This window comes from Thiofilum sp., assembly GCF_016711335.1.
In the GTDB taxonomy this organism is placed as follows: domain Bacteria; phylum Pseudomonadota; class Gammaproteobacteria; order Thiotrichales; family Thiotrichaceae; genus Thiofilum.
Genome location: NZ_JADJTF010000001.1, coordinates 1,523,997 through 1,541,404 on the forward strand (window position 1 = coordinate 1,523,997; position 17,408 = coordinate 1,541,404).

The following is a 17,408-nucleotide window of genomic DNA, read 5'->3' on the forward strand; positions in this document are numbered from 1 at the left end:
AAAGCTAATTAAAATTTAGTATTACGATACTAGGTCAGTTCAATACTCTGATAAATCTCTCGTAGGCTTAAAGTACTAACTGGGCAAGTTAGTTCAATACTTTGCTCCAATTGATTCATTTGGCTTAGATTCCAACTACCCTTATCATTACGTTTTAAAATATCGACCTGATATTTATCTTGAGATACTATAAGATAAGTTTGAAGCGAGCTAATACTTTGATAGGCTAGAGATTTCTCTAAATAATCTTTGCGCAATGTTGAGTCGGAAGTAACTTCAATAATTAAACAAGGATAATCTAAAAAGTAGTCATTATTATCATCATCGTAACAGCTCACTACTATATCAGGATAATAATAGCTATTGCGCTCTTTAACCCGTACTTTCATATCGGAGGCATAAACTTGACAAGAAGATCTGCGTGTTAATTGATTAAAATAAGTGGCAATATTTAAAGCAATGCGATTATGGTGTTTACTCGAACCAGCCATTAAGTAAATATACCCATCCACATATTCATGTCGTTCAGTTGCATTTAGCTCCTGCGCTAAATACTCATCTTCGGTCATAAAAGGCAGTTGTGAGTGGGCAAGTGACATCAGTATTCATCCTTACAGTAGGAGTCTAGTCATACTCAGTATCTTTCCAAATCCGTAAAGTCGCAAAAATTTCAGCAGGCGTTGTTAATTCACGACCCGCCACTGATTCTGCTTTTTTTATGACCTCAGGAATATGGGTGCGTAAAAAGGGATTGGTATTAAATTCATAGCCTAATATAAAAGGTATTGTGCCTTTACCATTATCCAATAAATCCCAACTAGCTTCTAAACGTGCATCAATCGCCACATTATCGGGTTCTACCCATTTGGCAAAACCTAAATTGTCTACGGTATATTCATGAGCACAATACACCATCGTTTCAGCGGGCAAATGGGCGATTTTTTGTAAGGAATGATAGAGGTCTTCTAATGTGCCATCAAATACGCGCCCACAGCCATTAGCAAATAAAGTATCCCCGCAAAACAAACTATTTGCCCCGTAATAAGCAATATGTCCGGCAGTATGCCCACGCACATCAAGCACTTTTAGCTCTAAATTCAGTACAGAAAGCGGTACTATATCGCCTTCATTCAGCGCATGGGTTCGATGGGGAATGTCCTCGTGTTCAGGGCCATACACCGGAATAGTAGGGTAGTGTTGCAAAATTCCTTCAATGCCACCCACATGATCACGGTGTCTATGGGTAATGAGTAAAGCGATTGGCGCTAATTGATATTGTTCTAATGCAGCTAGGACCGCATCAGCATCACCCGGATCAACAATAGCCACCGGACGACGTGCAGGCGGAGCGGGAGTGGTAGGCGTTGTGTCTATGGTTTCGGTAGGTTGTGGAGCGAGAGTTAATGCTGTTACTGACGATAGGGTATTAGCATACTCATCGCTATAAGTAATAAACCAAATGTAATTATCAGTAAAAGCTGGAACGGCTAATACTTCGATCATGGTATTGATGCTCCTATCGCTTCTTAAGATTTTAACTGTTGTGCCTTAGCCGTATAATCGCATATTTAGCTAACAGACCCTAACATTTCAGACCAGTATTTAGGGCTATCATTGGAGTATAGCGTGAAGACCGGACAACTTTATATTGTTTCAGCACCCTCAGGTGGGGGCAAGACTAGCCTACTCAATGCTTTGCGCCTTGAATTAAATGATGTAGTCGTCTCTGTATCCTTTACTACCCGTCAAGCGCGTCCGGGTGAGGAGCAGGGCAAGCATTATCATTTTGTGTCCGTAGCGGATTTCCAGCAGCAAATTGAGCAAGATAACTTCCTCGAATATGCCCAAGTCTTTGATAATTATTACGGAACTTCGCGCCAAACAGTAGGGGAGCAACTAAAAGCCGGCTTAGATGTGATTTTAGAAATTGACTGGCAAGGGGCACAACAAGTGCGCCAGCGTACTGATAATGTGATTAGTATTTTTATTTTGCCACCGAGTCGCCGTGCTTTAGAGGAGCGCTTACGTAATCGTCGCCAAGATAGTGATGAGATTATCGCTAGACGTATGCGCGATGCTCAACGCGAATTATCGCATTACAATGAATACGATTATCTCGTCATCAATGATGATTTTGATGAAGCGCTACAAGATTTAATTAGTATTTTTCGTTGTCAGCGTTTAAGGCTTAAATTGCAACAGCAAAATAGAGCATCCCTATTATCGCAATTAGTCAGTGAGTAATTGAATTTGAATATAGCTCAGTTTATTCAAAAGCATTTTAGCTTTATGTCGGATGCTAAATTATTAGAATGGTATCCGGCGTGGTGGATGATGCGTATTAAAGTGATAGCACTAGAAAATGAATGGCGTCATATCCGCATTAAATTACCGCTTACTGCCATTTCACGTAATATGGGAGGAGGAATGTTTGGCGGCTTTCAAGCCTCTTTAGCCGATCCGATTGCACCCTTAGCTTGTGCTAAAGTATTTAAAAACTATGATGTGTGGACACGAAAACTAGAGGTCGATTTTCGCCGCGCAGGGCTAACGGATTTAGAGTTACGTTTTGATTTTCCGCCTGAATTAGAACGCCAAATTCGAGATGAACTATTAGAGCATAAGCGTAGTACGCCAACGTTTGAGTATGGCTTATATGATGTGCATAACCGCTTATGTACAGTGGTGTTTTGTACAGTAGCTATTCGCCCCAAAGGGTATTTGAAAGATCATAAGCCATTGGCAATGGGATAAATTTTACAGTTAAAAATAGATTTATAATTTAACTAGAAAAGCTGCCCTTGGTTTAAAGCTGCTGTAGTCCTTAATATGCCTATAATCATGAATTGCTTAGGACGCTTAAACTGTGTTCCCATAATAAAATGAGGATTCATGGTTTTAATATCTTTATTATAGAATTGAGTCATTTTAGCTAGTGCTTCTTCCTTAGAGGCATAGCGTTTTTTATATTGATAATAGGTGGTTTGTACTTCCCAATCATGTATTTGCATATTGTGAGACTTACCATCTAATTTAAATCGATAGTAGAATATAAACTCTAAAGGAGCAAGAGGATCTAAAGTTTCTTCAAACATGCGTGATTGTTGCTGAATCATTCCTTGATGGTAAAGAAGCTCCTCTTCTTTGGCTTCTGAAATTGGCTTATAGTAAAAATTAAGATTGTTAATATCAAGCTTAATAATTCCCAAGCTTTTGCGATTAGTAGCTTGTTGTTCCTTTAGCCACTCTAATCCTAAACTTACATAGTTAAGCCATAAAGCAGCTTTGCTATTTGCATTAGAAGAGGCTCGATTTAAAATAATTAAACTACTTTCATCTACTTTATAGCTTTCTGGGCGAGGATCATTTTCAGCTTTAGAGATGCGACACTGAATTAAATCAAAACGATTAAATTTTTGGTCTGATTTGAGCAAACGATAACGAATGGGGTAAAGTCTTAACAATCGACCGTCTTCTGTCAGAGCAGCGCAGCAGACGGTTTCTTGATATTGTTGGCTAGGCTGCGGATAGGCTTTGACTAAAATCCATCCTTTGATTGACTCGAATGCTAATCCCATGTCTTACTCCTAAGTGTTTAGGTGTTCCACCTATTAACTGTGTTAATTTTGTGGCAACTGAAGATCGATGGCAAGTTTTATAGTCACGTTCATAACACATTAGAGCTACATTACCTTTTAATTGTATAGTTAGGTTTTTAAGTAAAAGGGTTTGTGTTTCTAAGTAGTCATTAAAGTCGGCAAAATATTTCTCATAATTTCCATCAGCTCGTAATCTATCTCTGATATCTTTAGGAGATCCTAACTGTTTTTCATGTTGGTAATAAATTCCATGAGCTTCTAAGCAATTTCTCAATGCTGTTTTAGCAAAGCCTTTGCGACGTGACATAGCAATTTCTCTAACATCAAGCAAAGTATCAATACCATATACTTTTAGAGTGGCTATAAAGTCATCAATATTAGCTCCCTCATAACCAATGGTAAAAATGTTCATTTTAATACTCCCAAAAACTAGATACTAGCTTAGAGGTTTATAGTTATGTTGGCTAGTAACAATCATATCCAACGTAAATAAAAAAACGAAAGGTTATTTCAATAAAGAAATCCTTCATTTTTTAGAGTGTCGATACAGATATTTTATTATACCCAATATTAACGATGCCTACCCGTAGGTCTAGGGGCTGATGTACGCGGTGTGGGCATGCTACTACTAGGGCGTCTTGATGAGCGCCGACCTTCAGTATCACGGGCAGATTCACGTTCAAAACGCTTAGTCGCACTCGGACGTTTTACTCGATCTCCGCGCTCTGGGCTAGTACGGCGTACCGGTTTATGCGCATCTAAAGTACCATCCTCAAAACTCAAACCCACAGACTCATACAATTTACGCAAAGTCTTAACATCTAATTCCTCAGCATGACCCTGACGTAAGTAACGCGGCAAACCAATCGTCCCATAACGTACTCGAATCAAACGACTCACGGTCACACCAATTGCTTCCCACAGACGGCGTACTTCACGATTGCGCCCTTCACGTAAAATCACATGATACCAATGATTCGCACCTTCGCCGCCTGCCTCTTTGACCGAATCAAATTTAGCGGGGCCGTCTTCTAATTCAACACCCGTTTCTAGTTGCTGAATCATGTCGGGAGTCACTTCGCCTAATACCCGCACGGCATATTCACGTTCCACCTCAGTAGAGGGGTGCATCAATTTATTGGCTAATTCACCATCGGTTGTAAATAGCAATAAACCATCGGTATTCACGTCTAAGCGTCCTACCATCACCCAACGCCCCTGTTGTAAACGGGGCAGATTTTGAAACACGGTAGGGCGACCTTCAGGGTCAGAGCGTGTACACATTTCGCCCGCTTTTTTGTGATACATAATCACTTTAGGGGTAGCGGCGAGACGCGATTCTAAGTGAATACGGCGACCTTTGAGGCTAATCTGATCGTTGGTTTCAATCAGTTGACCTAGTTCAGCAGGTTTGCCGTTAATTGTTACCTCGCCTGCTGCAATCCAGCGTTCAATTTCACGGCGTGAACCATAGCCTGCATGGGCTAGTAATTTCTGAATACGTTCTTTCATTCGGGCAAGGTCTGGAAAATCAAAGTACCATTATGCCATTGTCTGATAGGAAATACACAATATGATCGGTATGGGTTCCTCACGCACCCAGCGCCCCCACACGGATCGGCGCGATTGGGATAATTTAAAATCAGTATTGCCTTTTTTACTCGATTTTCGCGGGCGAGCTATTTTTGCCCTCAGTTGCTTAGTCCTTTCAAAAGTAGCAACCGTTGGCGTTCCGGTCATGCTCAAAGGCATTGTCGATGCATTAGAGCGTAAACCAGAACAAGTATTAGTGCTGCCCATAGCTTTATTATTAGGTTATGGCTTATTACGTTTATTAAGCGCTGCATTTAATGAGTTGCGTGATGTGGTGTTTGCACGGGTGCGTTATCGAGCCATGCGGCGCTTATCGTTGCGTGTTTTAGAGCATTTACATACTCAATCCTTACGCTTCCATTTAGAGCGCAAAATTGGGGCTATTAGTCGAGACTTAGAGCGCGGTACACGTTCGGTCAGTTCGTTAATGAACTTTATGACCTTTAGCATTATCCCCATAGCGGTAGAGTTTTTATTAGTAGGCATTATTTTGCTGAAGGAGTATCCACCTGTCTTTGCGCTCATTACTTTTGGCACAATAGCAGTGTATGTGCTGTTCACTTTGCGCATGGCCGATTGGCGCATGGATGATCGCCATACTATGAATACCCTTGATTCCCAAGCCAATAACCAAGCAATTGATAGCCTCGTTAACTATGAAACGGTGAAGTATTTTAATAATGAGCACTTAGAGCTAGAGCGTTACGATAAAACCTTAAATGAGTGGGAAGGCTATGCAGTTAAAAGTCAAGCCAGTATGTCGCTACTCAATTTTGGGCAATCCGCCATTATTGCTATTGGTGTGACCATTATTATGTGGGTCGCGGCACAGGATGTACTGACAGGGGCTATGACCATTGGTAGCCTAGTAATGGTCAATGCTTTTATGTTGCAATTGTTTATACCCTTAAATTCATTAGGCATGATCTATCGCTCGTTAAAGTACACACTCGCGGACATGGATACGGTGTTTCGTCTCCTAGAGCAACCGCCTGAAATTCAAGATACAACTAATGCTAAGCCCTTAGTAGTGGAGCAAGGAGCAGTAAGTTTTGAAAATGTGGAGTTTGGCTATCAGGCGGATCGGCAAATTTTGCATGGTTTAACTTTAACCATTCCGGCAGGTAAAACAGTGGCAGTGGTGGGACATAGTGGTGCGGGTAAATCGACTTTAGCACGCCTGCTATATCGTTTTTATGATGTCACGGGGGGCGCTATTTTCATTGATGGGCAAGATATTCGTTCAGTCACTCAAGAAAGTCTGCGCCGAGCGATTGGCATAGTGCCGCAAGATACCGTGCTATTTAATGAAACGTTACGCTTTAACCTGCAATACGGTAAACCGGATGCAACTCAAGCCGATTTAGAGCAAGCTGCTCGCATGGCGCATATTGCTGAGTTTATTGAAAAGCTACCCGAAGGTTGGGATACGGTGGTGGGTGAGCGTGGTTTGAAGCTATCGGGCGGTGAGAAACAGCGGGTGGCCATTGCTAGAGCGATATTAAAGCAGCCGCCGATTTTGATTTTTGATGAAGCCACCTCATCACTGGATAGTACTACCGAGCGAGCGATTCAACGTACTTTAGAAGAGGTCGCAGGCGAGCATACTACACTGATTATTGCCCATCGTTTATCTACGATTGTGAATGCCGATCAGATCGTTGTATTAGACGCAGGACGAGTAGTTGAGCAGGGGACACATCAAGCGTTATTAGCCTTGAAAGGACATTATGCAGCGCTGTGGGAATTACAGCAGCAAGAGGATCAGGATTGATAAGTGCCAGAAAAAGTAAGCGTGTGTTGATAGAACGGAATCAATACACGCTTACTTTTCGATAGATGCTGAGCGCGTTTTAACTCTTAGCGCCATAAATCATTTCATCGGCTGCTTCTTGAGCGCTTTGATTAGCAGGCGCTTGTGCTAAACGCTCATTAGTGACAGGTATTTGGGATAAATGTGCTAAAGAGCTAACTTGGGCGCGTAATTGCTCTAATAGCTCCTTAGATTGCTCACAATTGGCTTGGCATTGAGCTTGAAATAGTTCAATGCTTTGGGCATAGCGCTTGGCTTGGGCATTTAAAGTGTCTGCTTGTTCAGCGGCTTGCTTAAGCGTGCTAATCCATTCCGTACTTTGACGTTGTTCTTGCTCAGCTTGTAGGCGCAAATCGCGTAAACGCATTAGGTCACGACTTTGCGTTTGGGGGCGTAAAAACAGTAGGGCAATAGTGGCTGCTGCTAGAGCAATACCGATAATAGTCCAATCAGTGATATTGAGCATAGTGATAACCTATTCTGGGGTTTTTTATTATTTTAATGAATCAAACCAGTCATTAATCTGAACTGGGCTTAGGTTTAACTATTTTTAGGGCGCAGTAAAAAGGTGCGGCGATAACCGGTAACACCTTGAGCCATAATTTCGCCGTTATGACCTGCTCCTAGGTATAAATCAATGCGAGCATGTCCTTGAATATTCCCACCCCGATCTTGGGCAAAAAGTAATTGCCACTGCGTACCTTGCTCGCGCCCATTAGCGTCCAGCACAGGGAGTTCAGCCAATAATATCGAGCCTAGTGGAATATGTTTATCATCCACTGCCACGGTATGCCAAGGAATCACGGGTGCGCCAATAGAGGTTTTAGGGCGACCTTGTTTAAGGTTAAAAAATACAAAGCGCGGATTAGAGGTCAAAACTTCAGCGATTTTATCAGGGTTAGCATATAGCCATGCTTTAATAGACTCATTACCAAAGCCAGAGGTTTTGTAGCCCTTAGCTTTTAAGTAATTAGCTATTTGCCGATAAGGGTGTCCATTATTACCCGCATAAGTCAGAGTAGCTAAACTACCATCCGGAAAAATAGCATGAGCCGCACCTTGGATTTGGGCAAAATATAAATCAATGGGATTATCCGTCCACGCAATTTCTAAACCCTTACCCGCTAAAGCACCGCGCTTAATATCCGCATGACTAGGCAGTCGGTTATTTTTAGGCTTAGTGTAAATAGGAAACCTAAAACGTCGATCAGGCGTGCGCTTAACATTCAAGGTGGGCGTAATATAGCCCGTATACATGGCTCCCCGCCCTTGAGGGTCAGCATTAATTTCCTGCAAAAAAAACATCTCAGCTAGGCTTTGTGGATTACCGCGATTCCATGATTGCAGACGTTTAATGGTTTGCTCTAATTCTTGTTTGCTCAACTGTACTGAGGAGTTTAGAAATTGCTGCTTCGGTGCACGCTTTAAATATCTAGCCTGCTCTTGCAAGGCCTCTTGAATAGTCGCATTACGGGATAGGCATTGATGCGTTTCACTCATGGTGTGGGCTAAAGAGCAGTTTTGTGCACGCGGTGCGGGAGGAATGGGTTCGGTTAATAAAGAGCCACGAGGTTGTTTATATCCTCGCATTTGGGATTGATAGCTAGTTTTAGTTTTCTCAATACCTAACTGGATAAACTCTTCGGTTAAAGAGCTGTAGGCATTTTGGCTTGCTAGGCAAGCACTGAGTAATAAACTACAAAGGGGCAGTCGCTTCATGGGTGCAGGGTTAGCTTGTAATTATTATAATGTCCTCAGTGTAGGTTTTGGTTCTGAATGCCCTCTTACTGTGCGGATGAGTGGTCTAATTGCCGATGAAATGAGCAGAATTGCGATAAATGGTAGGTTGGCAAAAGGTTGGCTGTGACCTTAAGCGTTTTGCGTTAGGCTAGCCTTATCTAAGCTAGGTGAGTATCCGAACCCATGCAACAAGCCCTGTATTGGCGAGCCTTACAAGCTATCACTTCGCGCGAAACCATCAAGTTTTGGCATCAGCGCGGGCGGCTACTCTCGGCATTGGTGCGCCCCGCCTTATGGTTATTAGTCTTTGCAGCAGGTTTTCAAAATATCTTTGGCGTGTCGATCATCCCGCCCTACGACACCTATATTGAATATCAAGTCTACGTCGTGCCCGGATTGCTTGGCATGGTCTTACTATTCAATGGCATGCAATCGTCTCTTGCGATGGTTTATGATCGCGAAATGGGCTTAATGCGTCTACTACTCACCGCACCCTTACCACGCTGGTATTTATTACTGTGCAAACTACTCGCCGGAACGTTTTTATCGGTATTACAAGCCTATGCTTTCTTAGCCTTATGTGTATTGTTTAAAGTCGATATTCCTTTATTGGGCTGGTTATATGTGCTCATTCCTATGATATTGGTGGGCATGATGTTAGGGGCTTTGGGGCTATTACTCTCAGTCAGTATTAAACAATTAGAAAATTTTGCTGGAACCATGAATTTTGTCATTTTCCCCATGTTCTTTTTATCTACAGCATTATATCCCCTGTGGAAATTACAAGAATCGGGTGCAGAAGTGGTTTATCAAGTCGCACGTTTTAATCCATTTACTCATGCAGTGGAGTTAATCCGCTTTGCGCTCTATGGGCAATTTAACGGTGTTGCTTTAGCAGTAGTCATAATGGCTGGATTGGTATTTTTTGCTTTGGCAGTTTGGGGCTATAACCCGCAATACGGCATGGCTAAAAAAGTGGGTGCAGTGAGTTAATAGGAGTTTGTCCCCCCTCCCTAGCCCTCCCCCCGAAATGGGGGAAGGGAATAAGAGGATGCAGTTTTTTATTCTTCACTCCCTTCCGCCCCTTGTGGGGGAAGGGTCGGGGAAGGGGGAAGCAAACCCACCAATAAGATTTTCAGGAGGAGTATTTCAAAATGTTTTCAATCAAACCTATGGTTAAACGCTTGGCTTTAGTAGCGACTTTAGCAGCCGCATTAGGTACAAGTGCTTATGCAGAAGACTTAGCAAAAATCAAAATTGGCGCTTTAAAATTCGGTACAGTGAATTGGCTTTTAGAAACGATTAAAAATAATGACCTAGCCAAAAAAAATGGCGTGGATTTAGAGATCGTTGAGTTAAGTGGTAAAGATGCTTCTCAAGTGGCTTTGCAAGGTAAAGCCGTTGATATAGTGGTGACTGATTGGCTCTGGGTCACACGCTTACGTTCAGAAGGTACACCTTATACCTTTGCCCCTTATTCCAATGCGGTTGGTAGCTTAATGATGAACCCTAAAGTAGGAGCAAAAAGTATTGCTGATTTGCAGGGTAAAAAGATTGGGGTAGCAGGGGGGGCTGTCGATAAGAGCTGGTTATTAATGCGAGCTTATAGCCAAAAAGAAATCGGTAAAGATTTAAAGGATGTGGTCGAGCCACAGTTTGGTGCTCCACCTTTACTTAATGAATTGGCCCTCAAAGGCGATCTAGATGGTGTGATTACCTTTTGGAATTATGCTGCTCCCCTGAAAGCCGCTGGTTTTGACACGATGATGCCTTTGCCCGAAGTACTCAAAGCGTTAGGTGTTAATCGTCCTTTGCCCTTGATTGGTTGGGTATTTGATGAAAAATGGGCGGATGCTAATAAGACTGCTGTACAAAGTTTCTTAAAAGCAACAGAAGAAGCCCAACAAATCCTTTTAAGCTCAGATGAAGAGTGGACAAAACTACGTCCCATGATGAAGGCTGAGGAGGATAAATTATTTACCGAATTACGTGATCTCTATCGTGCAGGGATTCCTAAATGCTTTGGTAAGGCTGAGCAAGAGGCTTCTGCAAAAGCGTTTACCCTTTTAGCGGGTTTAGGGGGCAGTGAATTAGTAGGTGAGGCTAAGGAACTGGCGGCTGGCACATTTTGGTCAGGTGTGGCGGATAAACCTTGCCCCTAAATGATTAACTAATGAGTACTTTACGCATTGAGTGGGATAAATGGGGGCGCTTAGCGTCCCTAGGATTATTTTTTGTCGTGTGGCAATTGGCTGCACTGTATGCTCAAACGAAAGTACTGCCTACCCCGATAGCGGTATTTGCTCGCTTAGGTGATGAATTAGTCTCTGGTGAATTACTGTTTCATTTAAGCATGACCTTAATGCGCGTCGCGTTTGCCTTTGCTTTAGCCATGTTCGTGGGCGTAGTGCTGGGTATTATGATGGGGGCAAAACCACGCTGGAATTATTGGCTCGATAGCTTATTGATTTTATTTCTGAATATTCCCGCCTTAGTACTGATTATTTTGTGTTATGTCTGGTTTGGCTTAACTGATGCCGCCGCGATTTTAGCGGTAGCTCTGAATAAAATCCCCACCGTAGCCATCAATTTACGCGAAGGAACGCGGGCGGTAGATAAAGGTTTATTAGAGGTCGCACAGGTTTATCATGTGTCACGTTGGGATACCTTTTGGCAAGTGTACTGGCCGCAACTTTACCCGTATTTATTTGCAGCTGGGCGTAATGGTTTAGCACTGATTTGGAAAATTGTTTTAGTAGTAGAGCTGTTAGGACGCAGTAATGGAGTGGGGTTTCAATTAGGCACATTCTTTCAGTACTTTGATATTACTGGAATCTTGGCTTATACCATTGCCTTTGTGGGCGTAGTCTTGCTCTTAGAAAGTACCGTCGTGCGCCCCCTAGAAAAACGCTTAAATCGGTGGCGGGCATGAGTGTAGTATTAGATATTCAAGATAAAACCTTTGCGAATGGTACTCAAGCTTTAGGGCCACTACAGCTAAGCATACAAACGGGTGAATTTGTGGCTATCGTAGGGCCTTCGGGTGCGGGTAAAACTACATTATTGCGCCTGATTGCCGGTTTAGATAATGAATACTCCGGCACGATTCAATTGCCTAGTACTGCAAGCACTTCGCTCGATACTGCTTTCTTATTTCAAGAGCCACGTTTAATGCCTTGGTTGAGTGTCATAGATAATATTCGCCTAGTGATTCCTAAAGCAGAACGAGTCCTCTATGAGCCGCGTATTAAGCCATTATTAGAGCAAGTGGGTTTACATCAGTTTGCTAATGCCTATCCTAAAGAGTTATCCGGTGGTATGGCGCGACGCGTAGCACTGGTGCGAGCTTTTGTACGTAATCCAGCCTTGCTATTAATGGATGAGCCGTTTCAAGCCTTAGATGCGCCCACTGCGAATCAATTACGCCAAATGGTGTTGGAGCTATGGCACAATACGCGTTGCACCGTCATGCTGGTCACACATAGTTTGCGGGAAGCGCTGATGCTGGCGGATCGGGTAGTATTTTTATCAGCGCGTCCTTCACACATAGTACTGGATTATCCAGTAAATCTAACCCGCCCGCGCACTATCGAAAGTACGGAAATACACGAATTACACCAAGCCCTTTTAACCCAATACCCTGATCTATTAAGTGGCAGTATTAGCGAGGTCGAGCCATGTTAAGTGTGCAAAATGTGTCTAAATCGTATGGCTCCACTCTGGCACTCGATAAGATTAGTTTTAACTTGGAGTCAGGGTTTTACGCCTTATTAGGGCCAAATGGTGCGGGTAAAAGTACTTTGTTTCAGTTACTCACTGGATTATTCACCCCCGATCAGGGTGAAATTAAAGTACTCGATATATCGATTAAGGATCATCTGCCTCAGGTGCTTGCGCAAATAGGCGTTGTGTTTCAGCAAATTGCCTTGGATTTAGATTTAACCGTGCAGGCGAATTTACAGTTTTATGGGCTATTGCACGGTTTATCGAAAGCAGACATTAAACAGCGCAGCACTGAGGAGTTAGAGCGTTTAGGTCTAGCTGAGGTACTCACCAAAACCTGTCGTTCATTAAGTGGTGGCAATCGGCGCAAGGTGGAGCTAGCGCGTGCTCTGCTTACACATCCTAAAGTGCTTCTCATGGACGAAGCTACCGTAGGACTGGATCCCGCCTCGCGTGAGTCATTATTAAATCAGGTACACCAACTATGTATTGAGCGCCAAATGTGCGTATTGTGGGCGACTCATTTAATTGATGAAGCAGAGCAAGCTAAGCAAGTACTCGTCCTCCACAAGGGTAAATTATTAGCACAAGATGCGCCACAGTCTATTGTGCAAGCGAGTGCTGAAGCAGACTTATTAGCCGCCTTTTTAAAGCTATCGGGTCAACCAAACACTTTAGATAAGCCCAAAGTACGTAGCCTTTAAGTTGCCTTCAACCTTTATCCGCTCGAAATACCTTAAAGCGTTCGCCCATTTCAGCGGGTAGGGTGAGGATACGTACTTGTTGAGCAAGGGAGTAACTAAGCTCAGGGTTGGAGAATACGAGTTGTTGAAAGTGTTGTTCTAAACCATTTTGTATTAAAAAATGAGCTTGACTCGTCCAGTCGGTGCTATGAAAGCCAGCTTTGACAGCCGCTTGAGTTAAAGCATCAAAATCGACACTGGCGGTAATATCTTGTAATCCCGAATAGAGCAGAGGGTTATCGTGTACATGATGGCGATAGAAGCATTGCAAAGTGCCTTGGGTGCGATCAGGGTGATAGTATTCAGCCTGTGAGTAGCCATAATCAATCAGTAGTAAAAAGCCCTTCGTTAATAAAGCACCTAGGGTATTCACCCAAGCATTCAGTTGTGGGTTGAGTTCAGTGGTATAGCCTGCAATAGAGGGTAGTGACAAGTCAGCTATTAAAGCTTGCAAGTGCTGCGGTGCAGTGCGAGTGGTGAAAGCAAGTTGATGATTGTGCTCAGTCACATGCACCTGCTGATACTGACCTTGTTCATAGCGTATTAATTCAATCGGCATAGCATCGAGCACTTCATTACCCAAGATAATACCTTGGAAGCTCTGATCAGGCAGGCGTTCTAGCCAAGTAATACGATCCATCAAATGCGGTAGCCTTGCTTGGAGTGTGGCAAGTTGTTGTGCTTTCAGGCTAGGGCTAGGCTCTAATAGGTAATAGTGTTGAGGTAAAGCGTCTTGACTTTCCCAGTAGCTCAGCAAAGCAGCCGCCATTTTGCCACTACCTGCACCCAATTCTAGTACGGTACTATTAGGTTCGCTGTGTAAGAAAGCTAAACAATGTTGGGCTATACCCATTGAGAATAAGTCGGATAATTCGGGTGCTGTTATAAAATCGCCTTGTGTGCCAATACAGGTTTTACCTGCAACGTAGTAACCTAGTTGGGGCGCGTATAACGCTTGATTCATATAGTCATAAAAGCTCATGGAATGCGTAGGACTCGCTTGAATCTGGTGCATAATGAGGTTTTGCAAGGTTTGGCTATGAGCTAATTCTTCAGCGCTAGGTACAGGTAAAGACAGGCGTTGCATACGATTAATTTAATCCTAGGGGGTCGGCATTGGGAGTCAATACTTTACAGGGTAAAACCATTCTATTAACAGGGGCAGCGAAACGTATTGGTGCAGTCACCGCGCGTTTTTTACAGGCTCAAGGCGCTACAGTTATTATCCATTATCATCAGGCTGAGCAGGAAGCCCAACAACTAGCTCAGGACTTAAATGCATTGCGTGCTAATTCCTGTGCTTTGGTACGCGGTAATTTATTAGATACTGAGCATTTAAAAAATTTAGTGCAGGAAGCGGTAGCTTATACGGGACGCTTAGATGTGCTCATCAATAATGCATCGACCTACTATGCCACACCATTGGAAACCTTAACGCTAGCGCAATGGGATGATCTTACTGGAGTTAATGTAAAAGCACCGATTTTTTTAGCTCAGGCAGCGGCTCCCTATCTTAAGCAAGTCCAAGGCTCGATTGTGAATATGGTCGATATTCACGGTATGCGTCCTCATAATGGCTATATCGCCTATGGGGTGGCAAAAGCTGGTTTGGTCATGGCTACCCAGTTATTAGCACGAGAATTAGGATCAGAGGTTCGTGTGAATGGTGTAGCACCAGGGGCGATATTATGGCCAGAGCAGGGGGTTTCTAGCGAACATCAAGCTAATACGTTATCGCGCACCGCTTTAAAGCGGGCTGGCACACCCGAAGACATCGCCAAAGCGATTAGTTTTTTGATTCAGGATGCGTCCTACATCACCGGACAAATTATTGCAGTGGATGGAGGACGCTTATTGAATTATTAGGCTTAAGCAGCCATAACATGAGTAGGGTTAATCTTCAGTGAGGTGGCTTTGCGTAGAATTTCTAACAAAATAATGGCACGTTGCTCACCATCATAGTTTTGGAAGATGCCTGTTATACCTTTAAAGGGGCCGTCTTTAATTATCACTTTATCGCCTGTATGGAAACGGTCTAAGTCGATAGCCCGTTCACTGAATGTAGACTCATTCATATGGAGGTAATTGATTAGCTCTAAAGGCACTGGGGTTGGCATTTCACCAAAACGTACAAAGCCTTGTACCCCAATGGTGGAGCGAATAGGGGCCCAATTATCGTCTAAACGATTAAGTTCAATAAACATATAGCGTGGAAACAATGATTCGATAACAGTTTCTTGTTTACCTCGGCGTGTTCTTAACCGTTGTGCAAGTGGGCGGTAAACACTATAACCTTGATTCACTAAATGATGCTCTGCAAGTGCATCTTTATGAGGTTTACTGGTGAGTAAGTACCAGTGTTTAGCAGATTTATCCATCATGTTATGATTTTCCCGGCCCATAATGGCGTTAATACTATAAAGAAGTTTTAAATGCGTCAATTTAAGCAAAGATAAATGGCGTTAGATAATAAACACAAGGAATATCACTTATGGAAGGTCATATATTGCTCCAAGCTACTGGTTTAACACGAGAGTTTAAAGGCTATAAAGCAGTACAAGATTTATCACTCCTATTAAAACAAGGTGAAGTACTAGGATTATTAGGACCCAATGGAGCTGGTAAATCAACTACCCTGCAAATGTTAACCGGTAACTTAGCCCCTACTGAAGGGCAGATTAGTATAAAAGGTATCGATTTAATTGATCAGCCCAAAGTAGTCAAGCGTTTTATTGGATATTTGCCCGAAAATCCTCCTTTATATCGTGATTTGACTGTCCATGAATATCTCGACTACTGCGCTCAATTACACCATATCAAGCCTAAAGAGCGTAAAGCATTAGTTGCGCAAGCATGTAAACGCTGTTATTTAGAAGATGTCAAGCATAGGCTTATTAATAATCTATCTAAAGGCTATCGACAACGAGTGGGGATTGCACAAGCTATTTTACACCAACCTGAGGTGGTCATTCTAGATGAGCCTACTGTGGGGCTTGATCCGATTCAAATTCGTGAGATTCGCACTCTGATTCGAGAATTAGGTGATAGTCATGCTGTTATTCTTTCTACCCATATTCTACCAGAAGTTCAAGCAATATGTGATAGGGTACAAATACTGTATCGAGGTCGATCTGTTTTTAATTCGAGTTTAGTAAATCTAAATGAGGGTTTAGATAAACTAATAACTCTGGAGTGTGAGACTGAAATTCCTATGGAATTACTAAAGAATTTGCCAACTATACAAGCTATACAAGTGAAGGGCTTTGGTAAGTATGAGTTCACGCATGACTTAGGGGTAAATATTGCTCCTATGCTAGCTGAGATCTGTGTGAAGAATAATTTTAAAATTAAGAGCTTAGCACCTTCAGTTAACTCATTAGAGCAAGTATTTATGAGCTTGATTCATCAAGAAACCGATCTCAAGCAGGAGCTGGTATAATGTTTAGGATAGCTAGGAATGAATTAAAACGTATGTTTTACTCGCCTATGGCTTGGATTATTTTAGCTATTTTACAGCTAATTTTTGCGTTCATTTTTCTTTATACCTTAGATCAGTATTTAACCGTATTACAGCCAGCCTTAGTCGGTCAAGATAATGCTCCGGGTATCACTGATATTGTGATTGCTAGCTTGTATTTATGGGCAGGTGTGATTATGTTGGCAGTGATGCCCCTATTGACTATGCGACTATTAGCTGAGGAGCGTATGAATCAAACTTTAGTCCTATTAACCTCAGCTCCTCTATCAATGACTCAAATTGTGTTAGGTAAATATTTAGGCTTAATGGCTTTTGTATTAGTTATTATTAGTATTATCTCTCTCATGCCTCTTTCTTTAGCTTTAGGTACTCCATTAGATTGGGGTAAATTAAGTGCTGCACTATTAGGTTTAATTTTACTATTAGGCTCTTTTGCGGCTGCCGGATTATTTCTATCTTCACTAACTAAGCAACCTATTCTCGCGGCTATCAGCACTTTTGGGTTGCTGCTTTTTTTAGTAGTGATTTATATTTCGGGAAGCTCTGCTAATTCGACTAGTGAGTTATTTGTCTATTTATCTCATTTTGGTCATTTCACAGCTTTTTTAGAAGGTATGTTTAATACTACAGATCTTGTTTACTATTTATTATTTATAGTAGGCTTCTTGCTGTTAACTATTCATAAATTAGACAGTGGTCGATTGCAGGGCTAACTAAGT

20 protein-coding genes are annotated in these 17,408 nt (G+C 42.5%); 11 read left to right on the top strand and 9 right to left on the bottom strand.

Features of this window, described 5'->3' with window-relative positions; genetic code table 11:
• Positions 1–29: 29 nt before the first annotated feature.
• Both IPL34_RS07160 and gloB read right to left on the bottom strand, forming a co-directional pair.
• Positions 30–599, bottom strand: a complete 570-nt coding sequence (locus IPL34_RS07160) for a Uma2 family endonuclease (protein WP_296839912.1) — start codon at positions 597–599, stop codon at positions 30–32.
• Between the two features lie 25 nt (positions 600–624).
• A complete protein-coding gene (gene gloB / locus IPL34_RS07165) occupies positions 625–1,503 on the bottom strand; it encodes a hydroxyacylglutathione hydrolase (RefSeq protein WP_296839915.1) in 879 nt (292 codons plus the stop codon).
• Positions 1,504–1,626: 123 nt separating this feature from the next.
• Here gloB and gmk point away from each other — a divergent pair, with 123 nt between their 5' ends.
• Together gmk and IPL34_RS07175 are read left to right on the top strand one after the other, a co-directional pair.
• On the top strand, positions 1,627–2,244 hold the full coding sequence (gene gmk, locus IPL34_RS07170; RefSeq protein WP_296839919.1) for a guanylate kinase: 618 nt from the start codon (positions 1,627–1,629) through the stop codon (positions 2,242–2,244).
• A 45-nt stretch (positions 2,245–2,289) separates the two neighbouring features.
• Complete coding sequence (locus IPL34_RS07175) at positions 2,290–2,754, top strand: PaaI family thioesterase (RefSeq protein WP_296839922.1); 465 nt, start codon at positions 2,290–2,292, stop codon at positions 2,752–2,754.
• Between the two features lie 32 nt (positions 2,755–2,786).
• On the opposite strand, the gene IPL34_RS07180 is transcribed toward IPL34_RS07175, so the two are convergent.
• The 3 genes from IPL34_RS07180 to rluB all read right to left on the bottom strand — a co-directional run bounded on the left by IPL34_RS07180 (position 2,787) and on the right by rluB (position 5,111).
• On the bottom strand, positions 2,787–3,578 hold the full coding sequence (locus tag IPL34_RS07180; protein WP_296839924.1) for a hypothetical protein: 792 nt from the start codon (positions 3,576–3,578) through the stop codon (positions 2,787–2,789).
• Positions 3,517–4,011: a DUF488 family protein gene (locus IPL34_RS07185; protein WP_296839927.1), complete on the bottom strand. Its 495-nt coding sequence runs from the start codon at positions 4,009–4,011 to the stop codon at positions 3,517–3,519. The genes IPL34_RS07180 and IPL34_RS07185 overlap by 62 nt, the downstream gene beginning before the upstream one ends.
• 158 nt (positions 4,012–4,169) lie before the next feature.
• On the bottom strand, positions 4,170–5,111 hold the full coding sequence (rluB, locus tag IPL34_RS07190) for a 23S rRNA pseudouridine(2605) synthase RluB (RefSeq protein ID WP_296839930.1): 942 nt from the start codon (positions 5,109–5,111) through the stop codon (positions 4,170–4,172).
• Between the two features lie 61 nt (positions 5,112–5,172).
• On the opposite strand from rluB, the gene IPL34_RS07195 reads away from it, so the two are divergent.
• Positions 5,173–6,966: an ABC transporter ATP-binding protein/permease gene (locus IPL34_RS07195; RefSeq protein ID WP_296839932.1), complete on the top strand. Its 1,794-nt coding sequence runs from the start codon at positions 5,173–5,175 to the stop codon at positions 6,964–6,966.
• A 79-nt stretch (positions 6,967–7,045) separates the two neighbouring features.
• On the opposite strand, the gene IPL34_RS07200 is transcribed toward IPL34_RS07195, so the two are convergent.
• A complete protein-coding gene (locus IPL34_RS07200; protein ID WP_296839934.1) occupies positions 7,046–7,471 on the bottom strand; it encodes a hypothetical protein in 426 nt (141 codons plus the stop codon).
• 74 nt (positions 7,472–7,545) lie between these two features.
• Positions 7,546–8,724 carry an MltA domain-containing protein gene (locus IPL34_RS07205; RefSeq protein WP_296839936.1) on the bottom strand — a complete coding sequence of 393 codons (1,179 nt, stop codon included), beginning with the start codon at positions 8,722–8,724 and terminating at the stop codon, positions 7,546–7,548.
• Between the two features lie 204 nt (positions 8,725–8,928).
• On the opposite strand from IPL34_RS07205, the gene IPL34_RS07210 reads away from it, so the two are divergent.
• The 5 genes from IPL34_RS07210 to IPL34_RS07230 all read left to right on the top strand — a co-directional run bounded on the left by IPL34_RS07210 (position 8,929) and on the right by IPL34_RS07230 (position 13,172).
• Positions 8,929–9,738 carry an ABC transporter permease gene (locus tag IPL34_RS07210; RefSeq protein ID WP_296839939.1) on the top strand — a complete coding sequence of 270 codons (810 nt, stop codon included), beginning with the start codon at positions 8,929–8,931 and terminating at the stop codon, positions 9,736–9,738.
• 161 nt (positions 9,739–9,899) lie between these two features.
• Positions 9,900–10,907, top strand: a complete 1,008-nt coding sequence (locus tag IPL34_RS07215; RefSeq protein ID WP_296839944.1) for an ABC transporter substrate-binding protein — start codon at positions 9,900–9,902, stop codon at positions 10,905–10,907.
• Between the two features lie 11 nt (positions 10,908–10,918).
• On the top strand, positions 10,919–11,677 hold the full coding sequence (locus IPL34_RS07220; protein WP_296839947.1) for an ABC transporter permease: 759 nt from the start codon (positions 10,919–10,921) through the stop codon (positions 11,675–11,677).
• Positions 11,674–12,429, top strand: a complete 756-nt coding sequence (locus tag IPL34_RS07225; RefSeq protein ID WP_296839950.1) for an ABC transporter ATP-binding protein — start codon at positions 11,674–11,676, stop codon at positions 12,427–12,429. The genes IPL34_RS07220 and IPL34_RS07225 overlap by 4 nt, the downstream gene beginning before the upstream one ends.
• Positions 12,423–13,172, top strand: a complete 750-nt coding sequence (locus tag IPL34_RS07230; protein ID WP_296839953.1) for an ATP-binding cassette domain-containing protein — start codon at positions 12,423–12,425, stop codon at positions 13,170–13,172. Before IPL34_RS07225 ends, IPL34_RS07230 begins: the two co-directional genes overlap by 7 nt.
• Before the next feature lie 7 nt (positions 13,173–13,179).
• Here IPL34_RS07230 and IPL34_RS07235 read toward each other — a convergent pair whose 3' ends face one another.
• Positions 13,180–14,298, bottom strand: coding sequence for an SAM-dependent methyltransferase (locus IPL34_RS07235; RefSeq protein ID WP_296839957.1), 1,119 nt, complete (start codon positions 14,296–14,298; stop codon positions 13,180–13,182).
• A 29-nt stretch (positions 14,299–14,327) separates the two neighbouring features.
• Between IPL34_RS07235 and IPL34_RS07240 the strand changes: the two genes are divergently transcribed.
• On the top strand, positions 14,328–15,077 hold the full coding sequence (locus IPL34_RS07240) for a pteridine reductase (RefSeq protein ID WP_296839961.1): 750 nt from the start codon (positions 14,328–14,330) through the stop codon (positions 15,075–15,077).
• Positions 15,078–15,079: 2 nt separating this feature from the next.
• On the opposite strand, the gene rfaH is transcribed toward IPL34_RS07240, so the two are convergent.
• Complete coding sequence (rfaH, locus tag IPL34_RS07245) at positions 15,080–15,592, bottom strand: transcription/translation regulatory transformer protein RfaH (protein ID WP_296839964.1); 513 nt, start codon at positions 15,590–15,592, stop codon at positions 15,080–15,082.
• 110 nt (positions 15,593–15,702) lie between these two features.
• Here rfaH and IPL34_RS07250 point away from each other — a divergent pair, with 110 nt between their 5' ends.
• Both IPL34_RS07250 and IPL34_RS07255 read left to right on the top strand, forming a co-directional pair.
• Positions 15,703–16,650, top strand: coding sequence for an ABC transporter ATP-binding protein (locus tag IPL34_RS07250; protein ID WP_296839969.1), 948 nt, complete (start codon positions 15,703–15,705; stop codon positions 16,648–16,650).
• On the top strand, positions 16,650–17,402 hold the full coding sequence (locus IPL34_RS07255) for an ABC transporter permease subunit (RefSeq protein ID WP_296839972.1): 753 nt from the start codon (positions 16,650–16,652) through the stop codon (positions 17,400–17,402). Before IPL34_RS07250 ends, IPL34_RS07255 begins: the two co-directional genes overlap by 1 nt.
• Positions 17,403–17,408 lie beyond the last annotated feature (6 nt).